Source organism: Sphaerisporangium sp. NBC_01403 (assembly GCF_045040145.1).
GTDB classification, from domain to species: Bacteria; Actinomycetota; Actinomycetes; order Streptosporangiales; family Streptosporangiaceae; genus Sphaerisporangium; species Sphaerisporangium viridialbum.
Genome location: NZ_CP109534.1, coordinates 6,290,905 through 6,310,069, shown reverse-complemented (window position 1 = coordinate 6,310,069; position 19,165 = coordinate 6,290,905). Strand labels below are relative to the sequence as shown.

At 71.4% G+C, this 19,165-nt stretch carries 17 protein-coding genes; 7 read left to right on the top strand and 10 right to left on the bottom strand.

Annotation, left to right across the window (positions count from 1 at the left end; translation table 11 throughout):
• Positions 1 to 43 precede the first annotated feature (43 nt).
• From OG589_RS28115 to OG589_RS28100, 4 genes are read left to right on the top strand one after another with little or no spacing between them, the layout of a single operon-like run.
• Positions 44 to 1,579 (top strand): class I adenylate-forming enzyme family protein, encoded by a 1,536-nt coding sequence (locus OG589_RS28115; RefSeq protein WP_405140788.1) that lies wholly within the window; start codon positions 44 to 46, stop codon positions 1,577 to 1,579.
• A complete protein-coding gene (locus tag OG589_RS28110; protein ID WP_405140787.1) occupies positions 1,560 to 4,640 on the top strand; it encodes a non-ribosomal peptide synthetase in 3,081 nt (1,026 codons plus the stop codon). The genes OG589_RS28115 and OG589_RS28110 overlap by 20 nt, the downstream gene beginning before the upstream one ends.
• Complete coding sequence (locus tag OG589_RS28105; protein WP_405140786.1) at positions 4,637 to 4,939, top strand: phosphopantetheine-binding protein; 303 nt, start codon at positions 4,637 to 4,639, stop codon at positions 4,937 to 4,939. Before OG589_RS28110 ends, OG589_RS28105 begins: the two co-directional genes overlap by 4 nt.
• On the top strand, positions 4,936 to 6,303 hold the full coding sequence (locus OG589_RS28100; RefSeq protein WP_405140785.1) for a condensation domain-containing protein: 1,368 nt from the start codon (positions 4,936 to 4,938) through the stop codon (positions 6,301 to 6,303). The genes OG589_RS28105 and OG589_RS28100 overlap by 4 nt, the downstream gene beginning before the upstream one ends.
• A 64-nt stretch (positions 6,304 to 6,367) precedes the next feature.
• Here the strand turns inward: OG589_RS28100 and OG589_RS28095 are convergent, their stop codons facing one another.
• A complete protein-coding gene (locus OG589_RS28095) occupies positions 6,368 to 8,341 on the bottom strand; it encodes a glycosyl hydrolase family 18 protein (protein ID WP_405140784.1) in 1,974 nt (657 codons plus the stop codon).
• Between the two features lie 480 nt (positions 8,342 to 8,821).
• On the opposite strand from OG589_RS28095, the gene OG589_RS28090 reads away from it, so the two are divergent.
• Both OG589_RS28090 and OG589_RS28085 read left to right on the top strand, forming a co-directional pair.
• Positions 8,822 to 9,604 (top strand): maleylpyruvate isomerase family mycothiol-dependent enzyme, encoded by a 783-nt coding sequence (locus tag OG589_RS28090; protein ID WP_405140783.1) that lies wholly within the window; start codon positions 8,822 to 8,824, stop codon positions 9,602 to 9,604.
• Between the two features lie 38 nt (positions 9,605 to 9,642).
• Positions 9,643 to 10,776: a M20 family metallopeptidase gene (locus tag OG589_RS28085; protein ID WP_405140782.1), complete on the top strand. Its 1,134-nt coding sequence runs from the start codon at positions 9,643 to 9,645 to the stop codon at positions 10,774 to 10,776.
• Positions 10,777 to 10,793: 17 nt separating this feature from the next.
• On the opposite strand, the gene OG589_RS28080 is transcribed toward OG589_RS28085, so the two are convergent.
• The 5 genes from OG589_RS28080 to OG589_RS28060 all read right to left on the bottom strand — a co-directional run bounded on the left by OG589_RS28080 (position 10,794) and on the right by OG589_RS28060 (position 14,208).
• Positions 10,794 to 10,991 (bottom strand): hypothetical protein, encoded by a 198-nt coding sequence (locus OG589_RS28080; protein WP_405140781.1) that lies wholly within the window; start codon positions 10,989 to 10,991, stop codon positions 10,794 to 10,796.
• A gap of 86 nt (positions 10,992 to 11,077) precedes the next feature.
• On the bottom strand, positions 11,078 to 11,974 hold the full coding sequence (locus OG589_RS28075; RefSeq protein ID WP_405140780.1) for a hypothetical protein: 897 nt from the start codon (positions 11,972 to 11,974) through the stop codon (positions 11,078 to 11,080).
• Positions 11,975 to 11,990: 16 nt separating this feature from the next.
• Positions 11,991 to 12,578 carry a hypothetical protein gene (locus OG589_RS28070; RefSeq protein ID WP_405140779.1) on the bottom strand — a complete coding sequence of 196 codons (588 nt, stop codon included), beginning with the start codon at positions 12,576 to 12,578 and terminating at the stop codon, positions 11,991 to 11,993.
• A 60-nt stretch (positions 12,579 to 12,638) separates the two neighbouring features.
• A complete protein-coding gene (locus OG589_RS28065) occupies positions 12,639 to 13,793 on the bottom strand; it encodes a hypothetical protein (RefSeq protein ID WP_405140778.1) in 1,155 nt (384 codons plus the stop codon).
• On the bottom strand, positions 13,783 to 14,208 hold the full coding sequence (locus OG589_RS28060; RefSeq protein ID WP_405140777.1) for a hypothetical protein: 426 nt from the start codon (positions 14,206 to 14,208) through the stop codon (positions 13,783 to 13,785). The genes OG589_RS28065 and OG589_RS28060 overlap by 11 nt, the downstream gene beginning before the upstream one ends.
• Before the next feature lie 520 nt (positions 14,209 to 14,728).
• On the opposite strand from OG589_RS28060, the gene OG589_RS28055 reads away from it, so the two are divergent.
• Entirely contained in the window at positions 14,729 to 15,982 is a 1,254-nt protein-coding gene (locus OG589_RS28055) for a serine hydrolase domain-containing protein (protein WP_405140776.1), read from the top strand.
• On the opposite strand, the gene OG589_RS28050 is transcribed toward OG589_RS28055, so the two are convergent.
• The 4 genes from OG589_RS28050 to OG589_RS28035 form a co-directional block, all read right to left on the bottom strand.
• On the bottom strand, positions 15,970 to 16,311 hold the full coding sequence (locus tag OG589_RS28050; protein ID WP_405140775.1) for a hypothetical protein: 342 nt from the start codon (positions 16,309 to 16,311) through the stop codon (positions 15,970 to 15,972). The two genes, OG589_RS28055 and OG589_RS28050, sit on opposite strands and share 13 nt — an antisense overlap.
• Positions 16,312 to 16,425: 114 nt before the next feature.
• Positions 16,426 to 16,809: an MmcQ/YjbR family DNA-binding protein gene (locus OG589_RS28045; RefSeq protein ID WP_405140774.1), complete on the bottom strand. Its 384-nt coding sequence runs from the start codon at positions 16,807 to 16,809 to the stop codon at positions 16,426 to 16,428.
• Positions 16,806 to 17,267: a VOC family protein gene (locus OG589_RS28040; protein WP_405140773.1), complete on the bottom strand. Its 462-nt coding sequence runs from the start codon at positions 17,265 to 17,267 to the stop codon at positions 16,806 to 16,808. Before OG589_RS28040 ends, OG589_RS28045 begins: the two co-directional genes overlap by 4 nt.
• 88 nt (positions 17,268 to 17,355) lie before the next feature.
• Positions 17,356 to 19,098 carry a SpoIIE family protein phosphatase gene (locus OG589_RS28035; RefSeq protein WP_405140772.1) on the bottom strand — a complete coding sequence of 581 codons (1,743 nt, stop codon included), beginning with the start codon at positions 19,096 to 19,098 and terminating at the stop codon, positions 17,356 to 17,358.
• Between the last annotated feature and the right edge of the window lie 67 nt (positions 19,099 to 19,165).

The following is a 19,165-nucleotide window of genomic DNA, read 5'->3' as shown; positions in this document are numbered from 1 at the left end:
CGTCGCCGTGATTCTGCACGCGCCCATTCGTCGGAGGTGCACAGTGCGTGCCGTACAACCGGGCTCGGCTCCCGGCCGGTCCGCTCCGCTGACGGTTCCGGGCCTGCTGTCCGCTCGTGCCGCGACCGACCCCGGCGCGGTCGCGCTGACCGTCCACGGTGCCGGTTCACTGACGTTCGGGGAATGGGCCCGCCGCTCGGACGCCGCCGCGCTGGGCCTGCTCGCACGGGGGGTGCGGCCGGGGGACCGGGTCGGCCTGGTCTTCGGCGAGAACGAGTGGGTCGATTACGCCGTCGCCTACTGCGCCGCGCAGAAGGCCGGCGGCGTCGCCGTGCCGCTGTCCGCCGGTCTGCCGCCCGCCGAGCTCCACCGGCTCCTGTCGCACAGCTCCGCCGTGTGCGCCGTCCACGGCGCCGGCAGAAGCGTGCCGCCCGCGGGGCTCTGGACGGCGACCCTCACGGACCTGGCGGATCCCGGCGGGCTCACGCGCCCGGGCGCCGGCGTGCCCGTCCAGCCGGGCGATCCCGGCCAGATCCTCTACACCTCGGGCACCACCGGGGAGCCGAAGGGCGTGGTGGCGAGCCACGCGAACCTCACCTTCGGTTGCTCACGCGACGCCCGCCATCGCCCGCTCGCCCACTCGCGCCACTTCCTCCACGCCTTCCCGATCGGCACCAACGCGGCGCAGACGATGCTGGTCAACGCGCTCGACGCCCGTCCGGGCGCGCTGACCCTGCCGCGCTTCACGGCCGCCCGCTTCGCCCGCCTCATCGAGTCCTACCGGGCCGGCACCGTGTTCCTCGTGCCGTCCATGGCGATCGAGCTGCTCAACGCGAGGGTCCCGGAGAAGTACGACCTGTCGAGCGTGCTGCTGCTGGGATCGACGGCCGCGGCGCTGGCCCCGTCCGTCGCCATCGCGCTCACGGCGGCCTTCCCCCGGGCGACGATCGTGAACTACTACACCTCGACCGAGGCCGCCCCCGCCCAGACGACCATGGTCTTCGACCCCGAGCGCCCCCACTCGGTGGGCCGCCCGGCGTCCGGCGGCGCGCTCATGATCTCGGACGGCGAGGGCCCCGTCCCGCCGGGGACGGCCGGGGAGGTCTGGCTCCGCTCACCGGCCGCGCCGCGCGGCTACCACCGGGACGCCGACGCCCCGGGCGCGGTGTTCCGCGACGGATGGGTGCGCATGGGCGACATCGGCTATCTGGACGACGACGGGTACCTCTACCTGCTCGACAGGGAGAGCGACATCGTCAAGTCGGGCGCGTTCAAGATCTCGACGCTGCGCGTCGAGGCCGCGCTTCACGAGCACCCGGCGGTGGTCGAGGCCGCCGTGTTCGGGGTGCCGCATCCGGTGATGGGTTCCGCCGTCGCGGCGGCCCTCGTCTGCCGCCACGAGACCTCACCCGTCGAGCTGCGGGCCTTCCTCACGGGCCGGCTCGCCAACCACGAACTGCCGACCCGATGGACGGTCCTCCCGTCCCTGCCCAAGAACACCGCGGGGAAGGTACTCAAGCGCGAGCTGCGTACGCTCCTCGGCACCCCGGAAGGCGACGATGCAGCGGACTCCCCTTGACACCCATCTCCCCGCCTCGCCCGCCCAGCACGGGATATGGATCACCGAGCGGACGGGCATGGCCGGCGCCGCGTACCGCATGCCCCTGGTCATCACGTTCGAGGGCGGCCTCGACGTGGCGGCGATGCGCGGCGCGTGTGAGGCGGTGCTCGCCCGCCATCCCGTTCTCGGTGCCGTGCCGGCCGAGGTGGACGGCGAGCTTCGCCTCGTCCCCGCCGAGGTCCCCCCGTCCGTCGTGCTCGACGACCTCTCCGGGGACCGCGAGGCCGTACGGGGGCACATCGAGCGGTCCTTCGACCTGGCACGGGGGCCCCTGGCCGGCTTCGCGGTCATCACGCTGAGCCCGGTGCGCCACCAGGTCGTCTTCACCGCCCACCACCTGGTCTTCGACGGCGTCTCCAAGGACGTGCTGGTACGCGACCTCGCCGCCTGCTACCGGGAGCGCGTCACCGGCACGCCCGCGGGACTTCCCGAACTCGCGTACTCCTACGGCGAGCACGTCGAGCGGGAGCGCGAAGAGGTCGCCGCGATCCTGGACGAGGCCACCGCCTTCTGGCGGCAACGCTGGACGGACCCGCCGCGGCCGATCCTGCCCGGCCCCGCGCGCGCCATGCGGGCGGCGGAGCCCGGGCAGGTGATCGAGGTCGTCCTGGACGACATCGCCCGCGCCGCCACCTCCCTCGGAGTGACCGGCTTCGAGTTCCTGCTCGCCTGCCTGCACGCGCTGCTGCGCCGGTACGGCAACGAGCAGGTCGTCGTCGCGGTGGACGTGTCGACCCGGACCCCCGCGTCCCGCGACCAGGTGGGCCTGTTCGTGAACGAGCTCCCGCTCGTGACGCGGCCCGCGCCGGACATGCCGTTCGCCGAGTTCGTCCAGGACGTCCGCGATGAGCTGCGGCGGATGTACCGGTTCCGCCGCGTGCCCCTCACCCAGGCCGTCGGCGGGATCTCGCCGCGCGCCGCGCTCGCCCCCATCTCGCTCAGCTACCGCGAACGCGACCCCGACCCCGTCTTCCCCGAGCTCGACGTCACCGTCGACTGGACGGTGTTCAGCGGCGCGGCCCGGAACACCCTGCACATCCAGGCGGTCGACTCCTCCGAGGGGCTTGCCCTGGGCTTCCAGTTCAGCCCGGACGCCGTCGCCGCCCGCACCGTGGAGGCGCTCGCGGGCCACTTCAGGACCCTCGTCGACGGCGTCACGTCCGACGCCGGCCTCCGCCTCGCGGACCTGCCGGTCCTCACCCCGGACGAGCGGCGGGCGCTGGACGGGTGGAACGCCACGGACAGGCCCGTTCCGGCGGTCACTGTCACCCAGCTGTTCGAGGAGCGTGCCCGGACGACCCCGGACGCCGTCGCCGTCGTCTGCGGCGAGCGCGAGGTGACCTATGCCGAGCTGGACGCGGCGGCCGACCGGCTCGCCGGACTGCTGCGCGAGCGAGGGACGGGCCCCGGCGCGCTGGTCGCGGTCCACATCGAACGCTCGCCGGAGATGGTCGCCGCCGTGCTCGCCGTGCTCAAGGCGGGCGGCGCCTACCTCCCGCTCGACCCGGGGTACCCCGAGGAGCGGCTCGCCTTCGTCCTGCAAGACGCGAGGGTCGCCCTGGTCCTCGGGCGCGAGCGGTTCCCCGACCCGCCCTGCGTCACCGGGGTCCCGGACCTCCCCTGGGGTGCGGTCCCGGTGCTGGGGCTCGGCGATCTGGCGTCGTGGCCCGGCGCGGCCGTACGGCTCGCGCCCCCGGCGCCCGGCGACCTCGCGTACGTCATCTACACCTCCGGGTCCACCGGGCGTCCCAAGGGCGTCGAGGTGGAGCACCACTCGCTGACCAACCTGCTGCTGGCGATGCGCGACGAGCTGGGGGCGGGCGACGGCGACGTGTGGCTCGGCCTGACCACCCTGGCGTTCGACATCTCGGCGCTGGAGCTCCTGCTGCCGCTCATCACGGGCGGGCGGGTCGTCGTCGTGCCGGAGGCGAGCACGAGGGACGGCGCCGCGCTGCGGCGGCTGATCGGGGAACGCTCCGTCTCCCACGTGCAGGCCACCCCGTCGAGCTGGCGGCTCCTGCTGGACGCGGGCCTGGACGAGCCGGGCCTCGTGGCGCTCACCGGAGGGGAGCCGTTGCCGTTGCCGCTGGCACGGGAGCTGCGCGCCCGGGTGGGCCGCCTGGTCAACGTCTACGGCCCGACGGAGACCACCGTGTGGTCGGCGATCGCCGAGATCACCGAGGAGCCGGACGAGGTCACGATCGGCGTCCCGCTCGCCAACACCCGGATCCACATCCTCGACGAGCGGCTCGTGCCCGTACCCGCCGGGGTGCCGGGCGAGATCTGCGTCGGGGGAGCGGGGGTGGCGCGCGGGTACCTGGACCGCCCGGAGCTGACGGCCGAGCGCTTCCTCGCGGACCCGTACGGGCCGCCGGGCTCGCGCCTCTACCGCACTGGTGATCTCGGCAGGAGGCGGCCGGACGGGCTGATCGAGTTCCTCGGCAGGGCCGACGGTCAGGTCAAGATCCGCGGACACCGCGTGGAGCTGGGCGAGATCGAGGCCAGGCTGCTTACGCATCCGCACGTCGCCGAGGCCGCCGTGGTCCTGCGCCCCGAGGACCAGCGCCTGGTCGCCTACGTCGTGCCGAAGTCCGAGCCGGGCGTCCCGCTGGAGACCGCGAGCGTGCGGGAGCATCTCGCGCGTGCCCTTCCGGGCGTCATGGTGCCGGGCGTCTACGTCCACCTCGATCGCCTGCCGCTGACACCGGCGCGCAAGCTCGACCGCGCGGCCCTCCCCGATCCGCCCTCGCGAGCCGAGGAGGCCTCCCCGCCACCGGCCGAGACCGATCCGCTGGTCGCCGAGGTCACCCGCATCTGGGAGGAGGTGCTCAGGATCGACGGCATTCGTCCTGACGAGGACCTGTTCGACCTCGGCGGCCACTCGCTGACCGTGACCCAGATCGCCGGCCGTATCCGCAAGCACCTCGGCGTGGACGTCGAGCTGGACGTCTTCTTCGACACCCCCACCATCGACGGCGTGGTCGAGGCGATCAGGCTGCTACGCGCGGAGGCGACATGACGGATATGACGGACGTGACGCGGGGCGACTCCGACGCCGCCGCGATGAGGCGGCGCGTCGCCGGCATGGTGGCGGTCGCCTCGGACGGCGAGATCAGCGTGGAGGAGGTGCTCCGGTCGGGCGGCTCGTTCACCGCGCTCGGCGTGACCTCGCTGACAACCCTGCGGCTCCTCGACGCGATCGAGGAGGAGCTCGGCGTGGAGATCGACCTCGGCGGCGACGTGGACTTCCTCGACGGCCTGGACTCCCTGGCCGGCCACATCCTCGGCGTCCTGGCCGCGCGGCCGGTGAGCGGATGAGGATGGAGTTCCGGTTCGAGGGCGAGCGTTCGGGCACCGCCCCGCTCGCCTGGGGCCAGCGGTCGATATGGCTGGCCATCTGCCGCACGATGCCGAGCGATCACTACTTCAACTTCGGCAGGATCATCGCGATCTCACCGCGCTCACCGCGGGACGTGCTGGACGCGCTGGCGAAGCTCGTCGCCCGGCACGAGTCCCTGCGTACGAGGCTCCGCGACGTCGACGGCGACGTGCACCAGGACGTGGCGCGCTCCGGGGTCCTCGAAGCCGAGGTGGTGGAGTGCCCCGCTCCGGACCTCAAGCGGGCCGCCGAAGACCTGCGCGACCGGCTCGCCGGGCCCACCTTCGACTACCGCGCCGAATGGCCGCTGCGGATCGGCCTGGTGACCTGCGAGGGCGACGTCCGCTCCGTGGTGCTCGTCTTCTGCCACCTGGCCGCGGACGGCCACGGCGCCGACGTCGCCGTACGGGACCTGCGGCTGCTCCTGCGCCGGGGCGCCGTTTCCGGCCCGCCGCCGCGCCAGCCGCTGGACCTCGCCCGCGAGCAGCTCTCGCCGGCCGGCTCGCGCGTCTCGTCCTCGGCGCTGGCCTTCTGGGACCGGGAGTACCGCCGCATCCCGCCCTCGATGTTCGGCACCCCCGCGGGCCCGCCCCTGGCGCCGAGATTCTGGCGGGCGGCGATGACGTCCAGGGCCGTGGACACCGCGGTCCAGGTCATCTCCGGCCGGCACCGCGTGAGCGGTACGACCGCGCTGCTCGCGGGCGCGGCGGCCATGGTGGGGCAGGTGACCGGGCACGGTACGTGCGCCATGCTGCCCGTCGTCAACAACCGCTTCCACGTCCGCGACCGGGACGTGGTGACGCCGCTCGCGCAGGACGGCCTGTTCGTCCTCGGCCTCGGCGAGGAGACCTTCGAGGGCCTGCTGCGCTCGGCGTGGGCGTCGTCTCTGCGCGCCTACAAGCACACGAGGTTCGACCCGCTGGAGCTGCGGCGGGTCGTCGAGTCCGCGAGCGGCGACCGGGGGACCACGATCCACCCGTACTGCTGCTTCAACGACCAGCGGTTCGCGGAGCAGCCGCGCATCGTGCCCGTCGAGCACGACGAGGCCACGACGCGGGCCCTCCTGGACGAGACCACCGTGACGTGGCCCGTCAAGCTCGATCAGCTGAACTGCCGTTTCTGCCTGCACGTTACCGACGAGCCCGGCGGGCTCGGGATCTCCCTCACCGCGGACACGGCCTTCCTCCCGCCCGAGGCCATGGAAGGCTACCTTCGCGGTCTCGAGCTGCTGCTCGTGGAGGCGGCCTGCCGGGAGGTCCGGCTCACGGAGCTGCCCGCCCTCATCGGCAAGGCGTCCGCCTGACCCCGTGGACGCCGAAGGCCGGGGAGACGGGCCCGTGCCCGCGCTCCCCGGCCTCCCGCCGGGCTTAGCCCAGGCCGTTCTTCATGGCGGTGATCAGCTCACCGCCGGTGGTGTCACCGGTGAGCTCCCAGAAGAAGGAGCCGCCGAGACCCTGGCTCTTGGCGTAGCTCATCTTCCCCCCGATGGTGCTCGGGGTGTCGTAGCTCCACCACTGGTTGCCGCAGAAGGCGTAGGCCGTGCCCGCCACGGTGCCCGTCGCGGGGCATCGGGTCTTCAGGACCTTGTAGTCCTCGATGCCCTGCTCGTACGTGCCGGGCGCGGCGCCGGTGGCCGTGCCTCCCGGAGCGCTCTGCGTGACGCCGGTCCACCCTCGGCCGTAGAAGCCGATGCCGAGGAGCAGCTTGCTGGACGGGACGCCCTTGCTCTTGAGCTTCTGGATGGCAGCGTCGGAGTAGAAGCCCGGGGTCGGGATGCCGGTGTAGGAGTTCAGCGGCGAGTGCGGCGCGGTCGGCCCGGCCGCCGCCCACGCGCCGAAGTAGTCGTAGGTCATGACGTTGTACCAGTCGACGTACTGCGAGGCGCCTCCGTAGTCGGCGGCGTCGATCTTGCCGCCCGAGGTGCCGTCGGCGGTGATGGCCGCGGTGACCAGGTTGTTCGAGCCGAAGCGGGTGCGCAGCGCGGACATCAGGTTCTTGAACGAGGCCGCGCCGCTGGTGTCACAGCTCAGGCCGCAGGCGTTGGGGTACTCCCAGTCGATGTCGATGCCGTCGAACACGTCGGCCCAGCGCGGGTCCTCGACCAGGTTGTAGCAGGAGTTGGCGAAGGCCGTCGGGTTGGCCGCGGCCTGGGCGAAGCCGCCCGACCAGGTCCAGCCGCCGAAGGACCAGATCACCTTGAGGCCGGGGTGCTTGGCCTTGAGCTTGCGCAGCTGGTTGAAGCTGCCGCGCAGGGCGCCGGCGTCCCAGGTGTCCGCCACGCCGTCCACGCTCTCGGCGGCGCTGTAGGCGCGGTCGTAGTCGGCGTAGCTGTCGCCGATCGCGCACTGGCCGTTGGTCACGTTGCCGAAGGCGTAGTTGATGTAGCCGAGCTTGGACGCCGAGCCGCTCGTCTCGATGTTCTTGACGTGGTAGTTGCGCCCGTAGATGCCCCACTCGACGAAGTAGCCGAGCAGCTTGTTCCCGCCGCCGCCACCGCCGCCGGTCTGCGTGGTGACGCTGATCTGGTTGCTGGCGGCCGACAGGTTCCCCGCCGCGTCGCGTGCGCGGACGGTGTAGGTGTAGGCGGTGCCGGCCGCCAGCCCGCCGTCGGTGTAGGTGGTGCCGGTGGCGGTGGTCACCAGGGTGCCGCCGCGGTAGACGTTGTAGCCGGTGACGCCGACGTTGTCGGTGGAGGCGTTCCAGGCCAGCGAGACGCTGGAGGACGTGGTCGCCGTGGACCGCAGGTTGCCGGGCGTGCTCGGCGCGGTCGTGTCACCGCCGCCACCGCCGGGGGTGGTGACGTTGAGGGTGTTGCTGGCCGCCGAGAGGTTGCCCGCGGCGTCGCGCGCCTTCACCGTGTAGGAGTACGCCGTGCCGGCCGTGAGGCCGCTGTCGGTGTAGGTGGTGCCGGTGGCGGTGGTCACCAGGGTGGTGCCCCGGTAGACGTTGTAGCCGGTGACGCCGACGTTGTCGGTGGAGGCGTTCCAGGCCAGCGAGACGCTGGTGGAGGTGGTCGCCGTGGACCGCAGGTTGCCGGGCGCGCTGGGCGCGGTGGTGTCACCGCCGCCGCCGGTCACCGGCGTCCAGAGCGCGGGGACGTTCGGCGGCTCCCAGCCGACCAGTGAGGTGTGGCTCTGGACGCACTTGTAGTCAACGCCGTTGTAGGAGACCAATTGGCCTACGGTGTACGCGGTGTTCGGCGCCCAGGCGGGGGCCGCGAGGGCGACGCGGCTCGTGGCGGTGACCGTGGCAGAGGCGCTGGGGCCGTACACCACCGCTGTGCTGAGCGGGAGAAGCAGCGCGCCCGCTGCTATCAGGACTTTGGCGAACCTGTGTTTCATGTGTGTGTGCTCCACGTCCATCGGGCGGATGCGAGAGGGGGGTCGATCTGGACGTATCTACTGAGCCGGCGTGCCTCTGGAAGCGAGAGGCGGCGGTGCCGGCCGGTCGCCGGGAGTTCCCGGCGGCGGGGCGGTCACGAGAGGAGTGGGGGGGATCGCGACACGGCGGCGACCTTCCTACCTCGGGGTTGCAGCGTTACTTTTAGGAAGCTTTCCTTTTAATTAGCTGTGAACCTACCCGGCGGTGCTTGCCCAGTCAATGACCTCTGACCAACCCGGTCGACCCCTCAGGGCGTGCCGCGGGAGAAGAGGTCGCGGGGAAACGGGACCCGACCTGTGTCGCGACGGCCACTGTGTACGTAAAGTGAGATCCCACTTTCTGGGGCGCAAAAACGAAACTTGGGGAGTAGTGTCAAAACTCCCACGCAGGTCAGAACGCTGTAGCCACCGGCGGGCGGAGCACGGTCTACGCTCCCGGGTATGAGCGTGGAGATCGAAGGTCGCTGGTCGCACGAAGACTACTGTTCGGCTCTCGAGGCCGAGCTGGGCCGGTTCGCCGGGGCGGTGGAGGGCGCCGACCCGGCCGCGGAGGTGCCCACCTGTCCGGGATGGACCCTCACCAAACTACTCAAGCATGTCGGGATCACGCAGCGGTGGGCCGAGCACCTCGTGCGTCACCGCGTCCGCGAGCGGCTGCCGTCCCGCGACGTGCCGGTCACCCTGCCGGACGACGACAAGGGCTATCCGGGCTGGCTGGCGGCCGGGGGCGCGACCCTGGTCGCCACGCTGCGGGAGGCGGGTGCGGGCGCCGAGGTGTGGTCGTGGGGCGCCGACCAGCATGCGCACTTCTGGTCCAGGCGGATGCTCCACGAGTGCACCGTCCACCGGGCCGACGCCGAGATCGCCCTGGGACGCGAGCCGAGGGTCGATGCCAGGGTGGCGGCGGACGGCGTGGACGAGCTCCTCGACAACCTGACGGCGGCCACCTGGGTGGCCGACGCCCTGAAGGAGCTCGGGGAAGGCGGCGAGATCCTGCACTTCCACGCCACGGACGTCGACGAGGGCGGGGAATGGACCGTGACGCTGGGACCGGAGGGCTTCTCCTGGGAGCACGGACACGGCAAGGGCGACGTCGCCGTGCGGGGCACCGCGAGCGACCTCCTGCTCCTCGTCTACGGCCGCCTCAAGCCCGCCGACGCCCGTTTCGAGGTGTTCGGCGACCGGGACCTGCTCGCCCGCTGGCAGCGGAAGACGGCCCTCTGACCCGCCTGGGGGTGGGCCGGGGACGAGACGATTGATCCGTGGACGCCGAACCCTTTCCCGCCACGGGCGGGGAACCGCCCGAGTCCTTTCTCGCCATGACGGAGGAACTGCTCGCCGTTCCGTCGACGGGCGACCGGCCGGGCGAGCTGCGCCGGGCGCTCGATCTCGTGCTGGACTTCGTCGGGCCCGGTTTCACGGTGGAGCGGTTCGAGTCCAACGGCAAGCTGAGCGCGCTGGTGTACCCCGGCGCGGCACGACCGCGCTTCGAGGTCATCCTCAACGCCCATCTCGATGTCGTGCCCGCTCCGCCGGACCAGTTCCGCCCCCGCCGCGAGGGCACCCGCCTGTACGCCCGGGGCGCCCAGGACATGAAGGTGTCGGCGCTGGTGCAGGCCCAGGTCTTCCGGGAACTGGCCGCCGGCCTGCCGTACCCGGTGGCGCTGCAGCTCGTCACCGACGAGGAGGTCGGCGGGCGCGACGGCACGCGGCACCAGCTGGAACAGGGCGTCACCGGCGACTTCGTCATCATCGGCGAGGGCAGCGGGCTGCGCATCGTCACCGACTCAAAGGGCATGGTGGCCGCGAACCTCACGGCCGTCGGCCGGAGCGCCCACGGCGCCTACCCGTGGCTCGGCGACAACGCCCTGCTCAAGCTCCTGCGCAGCCTGGACAAGGTGCTGGCACGGTATCCCGTCGCCACCGAGGAGGCCTGGCGCACCACCGTCAACGTCGCGCGCGTCGAGACCCCAGACGCGATCCGCAACCAGGTGCCCGCCGCGGCGGAGGCGTGGCTCGACATCCGCTTCCCGCCCGAGGACGCGGACCTCGGCGGCAGGACCGTCCACGAGATCACCGCGTACCTGCGGACCTTCTGCGAGCCCGGCGTGACGCCCGTCGTCGGCCACGTCGACGCGCCGCACCACGCCGATCGGGACAATCCCAAGGTGCGCGGGCTCCAGCGGGCCGCGCGGAACCAGGGCTACGACGCGGGCTTCCTGCGCAAGCACGGCGCCGCGGACGGCCGCTTCTACTACCAGCGGGGCGTCGACGCCGTCATCTTCGGCGTCGGGGGCGACGGCCAGCACGGACCGGACGAGCACGTGGACATCACCACGATCGTGCCGTACTACCGGGCGCTCAGGGAGTTCCTGTGTGAGCCCCGGCCCTCGTGATCAGCTGGGACGCCCATTCAAAGGCAGCGGCCCGCCTCACCCCAGCGGCGGGCGTCGAACGCCTGCTCGGGGACGTCGTGGGGATGGCCGGTCTCGACCTCCTCGATCATCTCGCTTGGCAGGACGCGTGCCGGCAGCTCGCCGAACCTGGCGTAGCGCAGAAAGGCGTACTCCTCGTCGGTGAACCGCTCCGTCGATGCGCCGCTCTCAGCCATCGGCGACCTCCTTAGCCGGTTTCCATTGTCGCCAGCCGTTCACCGCGCCGCAATGCGCGGCAGGTGCCGGGTGGATGAATGTGACATCACAGGGCATCGCGTGAATGGATGATGTTCTTCCAGCCGGGCCCGAGGGCGTCCGCGTACGCCGCGCGCTCGTGGGCGAGCTCGGCCCAGTTCTCCGGCCTCTCGGCGACCGCCAGGCAGTCGCTGCCATGCAGGCCCCACACCTCCGCCTCGACCCAGCACAGCCGCCGGTACTTGCGCGGCGCCATGACCTGCGAGCCGAAGTCCCACCCCACGGCCGAGACCGGCTTCCCTGAGAACTGCCTGGCGGCCCTGTCGACGTACGCCTGCCTGGTGACCGTCCCGGGATGCAGGAACGAGAGGTCGAATCCGTTGAGACCGAGGCCGAAGGCGGCGAGGCCGTAGAGGAACGTCGACCGTATGCCCCTTCGCGCGCAGAAGGCGGCGATGCGCTCCGCTCCCGCGCGGGTCCCGGCGTACGACAGGACGTACAGCCGCTTCAGCGGGTGGGTCTCCAGGTAGCGGCCGACCGCCGCGACGATCGTCGCCCCGGAGGCCACGGTGTCCCCGACCAGCAGAGTGCACGCGGGCGCCTCGATCTGCGCGTACGACACCTCGACCCGGGCGGACTCCGCTGACACGGCCACCCGCGAGGTGGCGACCAAGTTCAGCGGCAGGTTGTGACCGCTCTGCCGGGCCATTGCGTCACCGAGCTGGTACACCAGCCCCTTGCTCAGGATCATCAGCTCGGCCGTGTCGCCGGGGTGGAGCTCGTCGGCCAGATGGCCGAAGAAGTGGCGGCTCGACGCAAGGCACGCCCGGCGGAAGTCCGTTCCGACGAGGTTGCGGTCGAAGAGCATTCGTTCAAGAGCGCTGTTGCGCACCACGTACAACCGGGACGCGTGCGTCCCCGCCTCGATGAGCTCCGCGGTGCTGTCCTCGGCTTCGAGGATCACCTGGTCCTCCTGTCGGTCATCCGGGGATTAGGTCGAGCTGCCGCAACGCCTCCAGCATGGGTAGGTCGGCTCCGAGGACGTTGTCGCGGTATTCGTCGATCGCCCTCCCGAGCCAGCCGGGCACGTGCGAGAGCCCCGGCAGGGCGTTGGCGTCCACGATGCGCGCCAGCTCTTCGCCCGCGGCGAGGAAGTCGTCGGCGATGGCCGCGGAGAGCGCGGCGACGTGCGGATGGACGTAGTCGTGAACGGTGACGCCTCGGTATTCGAGCGTGTCGGCCCGGTACTTGGAGTTCGGCGGCGCCACGACGATGACGGGCGTGCCGAAGGTGCCCGCCGCCGCCATCTCGACGCCGATGCCGAGGCCGCGCCTCTCTCGCGCGTCCACGATCACCGCCGTCGCGACCATGACCTGATACATGTCTCGACCAAACTGCCCAAGGGTGTTGTGCGGGTCGGTGATGGGGTCGTCGGGATTGAGGAAGACGACCTCGTGGGGTGCGGCTCCTTTGGCGACCTCCATCCTCTCGGTGTCGGACCAGGTGAGCTTCCCGGTGTCGGAGGCTCCCTTCGCGATGGACCCGGAGCAGTACACCGAAAGCTTCATTGGTGTTCCCTCGCCGTTCGTTCCGCCCGCGACGGACCTCGCGCGGGGTGGGTGGAACGGTCAGCCGAGCATCCGGGCCAGCTGGTCGGCCACGACCGCCACGTTGGACAGTGCGTCCCCACAGGTGGCGGCGGGACCGAAGTGCCGAGACCTACTGGCGCCGATGATCGCGAGCCTGAATGCGTTCGCCGAGCCGCTCCCATATAGCAACGACGTAATCATGCCGAACTCGGCGCTGGATCTCAGAAGAACGAGCTCCTTCCAGGTGGCCCCACGGTGGACGAAGTGGTCGACGCGCAGCCAGTGCAGCGCGAGGTCGAGGCGCCGGTACGAGAGGACCCGTCCCTTCATGTCCTCCATCGAGTCGTTCAGCTCGCACGACAGCGGCCCTATCGGCAGGTCGGTGAGGATCGCGGTGTCCAGGTCGCGCACGTAGCTGCGCAGGTAGGCGGCCGACAGGAACAGGCCGAGGAGGCTGTCCGCGTCGCCCGGCATCGGGCCGGGCAGGGTGCGCTCGACGAAGCGCTTGACGAACGCCTGCCCTTCCAGCCGCTCGGGCGACCTGGCCATGGCCCTCTCCACGCGCCCGTACGGGCGGTGCAACGCGCGCGCGACCGCGTGAACCACGCCCGAGAGGCCGCCGTCCGGAGTCAGCGCCCGGCTCCACAGCTCGGCGATGCCCACGGACGTGGGCTTTCCGGAATGCGGATACCACACAAGATCGGGCTCGATGTGGAACCGTTGCGACGTCGAATATGGATTGTTCTCGTCGCGGCGATACTCCCGGACTTTCATGTCCCGGTACGCCGTCAGCTCGGGGGTGGTGGACGTATGGCGGATCAGCCCCTCGTGGATCAGCGGCTCGACGGCCCGGAGGAAAACGCCGAACCACGGCAGCTCGAACATGTAGGACGAGGGGAACAGGAGATAGGCGTCCGTCAGCAGCACCGCCAGCCGGGTGGCCCTGAGCGACTGTTCCAGGATCCGGCCGACGTCGCCTCTGGTCACGTCCTTTCCGTAACAGGCCAGAATCTCGGGGTTGACGTACTGGATGAACAGCGAACGCTCGCGCCGGTAGGAGCCCCCGACGGCCGGCTCGGGCCGCCGCTCGTCCAGCAGGATGTTCACGTAGAGGTCGCGTGCCGCGGTGAAGGCGTCGCGCCGTGCCATCACCCGCTGGACCAGCTCCCCGCGGGACTCCGGCTCAGCGCTCATCGTCGTCGTCCACACCCGGGAACAGGTGCTGGTCGCGTCCGGCGGTGTAGGAGTCGCGTCCGGCGGTGATCTGCTGCACCACGTTGAAGGAGTCACGCGCGGCGAGTTGCCGCACGTCGTGGACGAAGTCCTGCAGTTCGGGAGCCGCCTCGGCGTGCTGGGCGAGGAAGGCGGCCAGGAGCGTCGCCCAGCGTCGCCGCTCGTCCTCCACGGCCGGCTCCAGCGGGCCGGAGGGCGATCGGAGGCGCTGCTCGCTCGCCTCCAGCTCGCGTTCCAGCTCGGCGGGGTCGACCTCGGCGTGGCGGCTGAAGATCGTGGAGAAGCGCGCCTTGACCGCTTCCCAGCTGTCTCTGGTCATGGCCTGGACCAGTGCTGTTCCCGCGGCGCCGGCGAGGGTGACCAGGGCGGGGTCCATCGCGGATACTCCTTCGCTGCGATGCGTTCCCCACTGGACGGCTTGATTGTCAGGCTAGTATGCCGCGCCGTGTGGTGCTTTTCCAGGCCTTCTTAAATCGCGTTTGTCGGCGTTTTCGTGATCTGCCGTCGTACGCTGGTCAATGGCCGGTTAGGGATGCCCGATAACCCGTTTTCTCAGGGCTACGGACGATATATCGCGATTAATGGCTTCCAGTCGCCCAGGTATGTACGAGGGGTTTGCTCAGCGGCGTGCTCGGCGGTCAGCCGCGGCCTGTTCTCGGGCACCGGCCGTGCGGCTCCGGGGCCGAAATTCCTGTGCTCGCCGAATCTCGCGTCCTGCCGGAGCTCATGTCCACGTACGGCGTGGCGGCGTCGACGCCGGAGGGTAGGTCCCCGCGGCCGTAGCAGCCCAGGAGCCGGTGTCAATAGTCTCCCGCCGTGTCGAAACCCCGTGCGGCGGGGCCGGTTCCCGTAAGATCCGCTTTTGCTATTACTTCACCGCGATCGGGGGATCTGGGATGCTCACTCGCAGGGACACGTTCCGGCTGCTGACGGGCGCCGCGGCGGCCGGGTTCGCCGCCACGAAGACGGGACCGGCCATCGCCGAGACCTCCGCCGCCCGCGTCTGGCGGGTCACCGGCCAGGCCGCCTCCGGCCTGGCGTCGTTCGACAGCACTCTCAAGAGCTTCATGCAGGCGCGCACCATCCCGCACGCGTCGCTGGCCGTCGTGCGCAAGGGCAAGCTGGTGCTGGCCCGCGGCTACAACTGGACCGCGGACACGTCGTTCCATGCGGGCCCCACCTCGCTGTTCCGCGTGGCCAGCGTGAGCAAGCCCGTCACGGCGACCGCCGTGATGAAGCTCGTCCAGGACGGAAAGCTGAGCCTGACCGCCCGGGTGGCGCCCCTGCTCGGCCTGAGCACGACCGCCGACGCCCGGCTCGGCAACGTCACCGTGCTCCACCTGTTGCAGCACCTGGGCGGCTGGGACCGCTCGGTCTCGCCCGACCCGATGTTCCAGGACCGCGCGGTCGCCAAGCTGCTCGGCGTTCCGCTGCCGGTGAGCCAGGCGCACGTCATGGACTACACGTCACGGCTCCCGCTCGACCTCGCGCCGGGGACGAAGTACGCGTACTCGAACTACGGCTACCTGCTGCTCGGGAAGATCATCGAGAAGGTGAGCGGCATGTCGTACGCCGCCTACGTGCAGCAGAAGGTGCTCGCGCCGGTGAAGATCAAGCGGATGGTGCTCGGCAGGTCCGCCAAGGCCCTGCGGCGGCCGACCGAGGCCCCGTACTTCGCCGCGGGGACCGGGACGACGGTCATCGACACCTCCGGGACGGTCGTCCCCGCTGCGTACGGCAGCTTCAACATCGAGAACATGGCCGCCCACGGAGGCTGGCTCTCGTCGGCCGTCGACCTGGCGAAGTTCACCACGATCTCCGACGCCGCCGGGGTGCTCACCTCGGCGTCCATCACGAAGATGTTCGCCAAGCCCTCCATCGGAGTCAACTCCGAGGGCTGGTACTACGGCATGGGCTGGATGGTGCGCCCGGTGACCGGCGGCCTGAACACCTGGCACAACGGCTCGCTGCCCGGCACCTCGACCCTCATGGTGCGCCGGTTCGACGGGCTGAGCTGGGTGGTGCTCTTCGACCAGCGCGAGGACCCGTCGGGGCTCAACTACGGCGACATCGACGGCCTGCTCCACAAGGCCGCGAACGCCGTCAAGACCTGGCCGACGACCAACCTCTTCCCGACCTACGCCCTCTGACCCGAGACGCCCGCCGAAGTGATCGCCTGTTCATCCGCCCCGCTCACACGCTGAGGCGCCGGCGGGTGAGCAGGAGCGTGCCGAGGGGGTCGCCCCGATCGATCATGGCGAGCCTGGCTCTCTCTCCTGTGGAGGGCGAGCAGCGCCACAGCGATGACGACGGCGGCCACGGCGAGCGTCGTGACCAGGAGCCACGGCGACGACGCGCGCACGAACCCCACCGTCGCGTTCATGACGGGGACCGCCACCACGAGCCCCACCATCGCCAGCATGATGCCGTCGCCGCCGGAGCGGCGCCCCCCACGCCGGGCCGGCCGTCGTCGCGCCATCGGGAACCTCCTTGGGATGAGGTGGTCACACCGACGAGTGTGAACTCGGGCACCGACAAAATCGTGTGCCAGGTGGCCGGGCGGTCGCCGTGGGAGCGCGCGACCGCCGGTCGATCACCGCTCAGACGGCCGCCCGGACGGCGCCGAGAGCTGCTCCTGCTCCTGGAAGTACGCGGCCGCGACCCGCTTGGGCACGGCCATGCGCCACGACTCCAGGACGAGCTCGCGCATCTCGGCCTCGTCGATCGCCGCCAGCCGGACCCGGACCCAGTTGTACCGCTCGTCGGACGGGATCGGCATGAGGAACTTGCCGGGCTCCGCCGCGACCAGCGCCGCACGCTCCTCCTTGGGGAAGCCGAACCCCATCAGCGTCTCGTCGGGGGACAGGGAGAGAAAGACGATGCGGCCGACCCGGAACTTGACCCGGTCACGGATCAGCTTCTCCTCGGAGCGGGGCAGGGTGCGCGCCAGCCGCCGCACGTCGTCGGCCGTGGTCACCGCCCCGCCCCCTTGAGCTGGACGGCGACGATCACGTTGCCGAGCGGGTCGCGGAAGTGCAGCGACCGGCTGCCCGGATCGTCGCGCTCGTCCCACACCGGGCAGCCGTGGGCGAGCAGGCGCTCGCGGGCGTGGTCGAAGTGGTCGGTGTAGAGGACCAGCAGCGGCTGGTCTCCCGACTGGCGGCCGACCATGCGCCGGTCGTGCTCGGTGGTCGCGGGCATCAGCCACAGCCCGGCGGGCTGCTGCCCGGGAAGACCGATGTGCAGGTAGCGGAAGCCGTCGGTCTCCTGGTCGTGCAGGACGGCGAAACCCAGCACCTCCCGGTAGAAGGCGAGCGTCGCATCGGCGTCGTCCACCAGCAGCACCGTGCGCCCGAGCGAGGCGAAGGGGGCCATCGGCGGGCCGGCGTCCTGCGCGGGAGGGACGGCGGAGAGGGAGACATCGGGGATCGTCACACGGCGTACGTTAGCCGCGGGCACCGACATTCCGAGGATCCGCCGTCCACGGTCAACGGCTACACCCACGGGCCGCGCCTTCTGGCGATCATTGATCTGCCGGGCGGCGCGCAGGAGCCGAGGCCGCGTCGGTGGTGCGGGTGAGGAGGAGGGCCACGTCGTCGTATTGCCTGGGGAGGGCGGCGATGATGGCGTCGCAGGTGGACTCCAGGGTGTCGCGGGGGGAGCCGAGCGCCTCCTGGAGGGCCGCGATGCCGCTGTCGATGTCCTGCTCGCGGCTCTCCACCAGGCCGTCGGTGTAGAGGGCGAGCGTGCTCCCGACCGGGATCGTCACCTCGGTCGTGGTGAAGGCCCCGGAGAAGGTGGGGTCGCCGAGGCCGAGGGCGAGCCCCGACGGCAGGGAGAGCACGGAGGCGGTGCCGTCGGGGTGGACCAGGATCGGCGGCGGATGCCCCGCGCGGGACAGGGCGCAGGTGCGGGTGGCGAGGTCGACGGTGGCGTAGAGGCAGGTGGCGCACTGGATGGACTCGATGTCCTCCGCCATGCGGTCGAGCCGGCGCAGCACCTGGTCGGGCTGCAGGTCGAAGCCGGCGAGCGCGCGTACGGCCGCGCGGAGCTGGCCCATCGCCCCGGCCGCCACCGCCCCGTGGCCCATGGCGTCGCCGATCACCAGCGCGATGCGGGTCTCGGACAGCGAGATCACGTCGTACCAGTCGCCGCCCACCGTCATGGCGCTCGCGGGCAGGTAGCGGTGCGCGACCTCCAGGCCGGGCGGGACGGTGAGCGTGCGCGGCGCGAGGTCCTGCTGGAGCGCGTGGGCCGTGCGGCGCTCGCGGCAGTAGAGCCGGGCGTTGTCGATGCAGATGGCCGCCCGGGTGGCGAGATCCTCGGCCAGGGTTCTGTCGTGGTCGTCGAAGCGGGGACGGTCGGCGGTGCGGCTGAACGCGATGAACCCCAGCACGATGCCCCGCGCCGTCAGCGGCGCCGCGAGGAACGAGGTCTTCGAAAGGACGCTGATCGCCGACTCGCCCAGCATGCCGGTGATCCTGTCGAGCTCGCTGATCTCGAGGTCGGCCATGGTGTAGAGGATGGCGGTGTCGCCGGTCATGCAGCGGTTGGCCGGGTGCCGCGCGCCGTAGTTGACGATCTCGTTGGCCGGGAAGACGGCGCGCCACTCGTCCGCGCCCGCGGGGCGCTCGCCGGTGCGGCGGGGGCCGAAGCGGATGGCCAGCCGCCGCACCCTGACCGACCCGTCGGCCGCGAGATCGGGATAGAGCTCGTCCCTCAGCAGGCCCTCGACGACATAGAGGCTCGCCGCGTCGGCGAACCTCGGCACGGCGATGTCCATGAAGTCCTCGGCGGCCTGCCGAGGGTCGAGCGTGGCGCCGACGTGGGCGCTCAGCTCGTGCAGCAGGGCCAGGCGGTCACCGGCGGAGGCGCCGGCGTCGGCGGGGGAGGGCAGGGAGGTGTCCGTGGCGGTGACCATCACCGCGCCCCACGCGCCGGGACGGGCCAGGGGCTCCCAGACGAACGCCACGTCGTGGACCTGGCCGTCGGCGCGCGCGACGGAGAGGATGTCGCTCCACCGCGCCCCAGCGGCCACCTGGGCGAGGACTCGCCTCACCGTGTCGCGACGGGTGCCGCCCAGCAGCAGGTCGCAGATGTCGCGGCCCAGGGCCTTCTCGCGGGAGTGGCCGAACAGGCGGGTGGCGCCGCCACCCCACTCGGTGACGCACCCCTGCCTGTCGAGCACCAGGGCGGCGAACCCCACCAGGTGCGCCATGCCCGGGCGTGAACCCCACGGGTCGTCGACCGGTGACCCCGATCTCACCGCACCCGCCACCAGACCCCCCTGGGAAGAGATGGGACATCGTGTCCGGGCCGCTTGACGGCGCGGG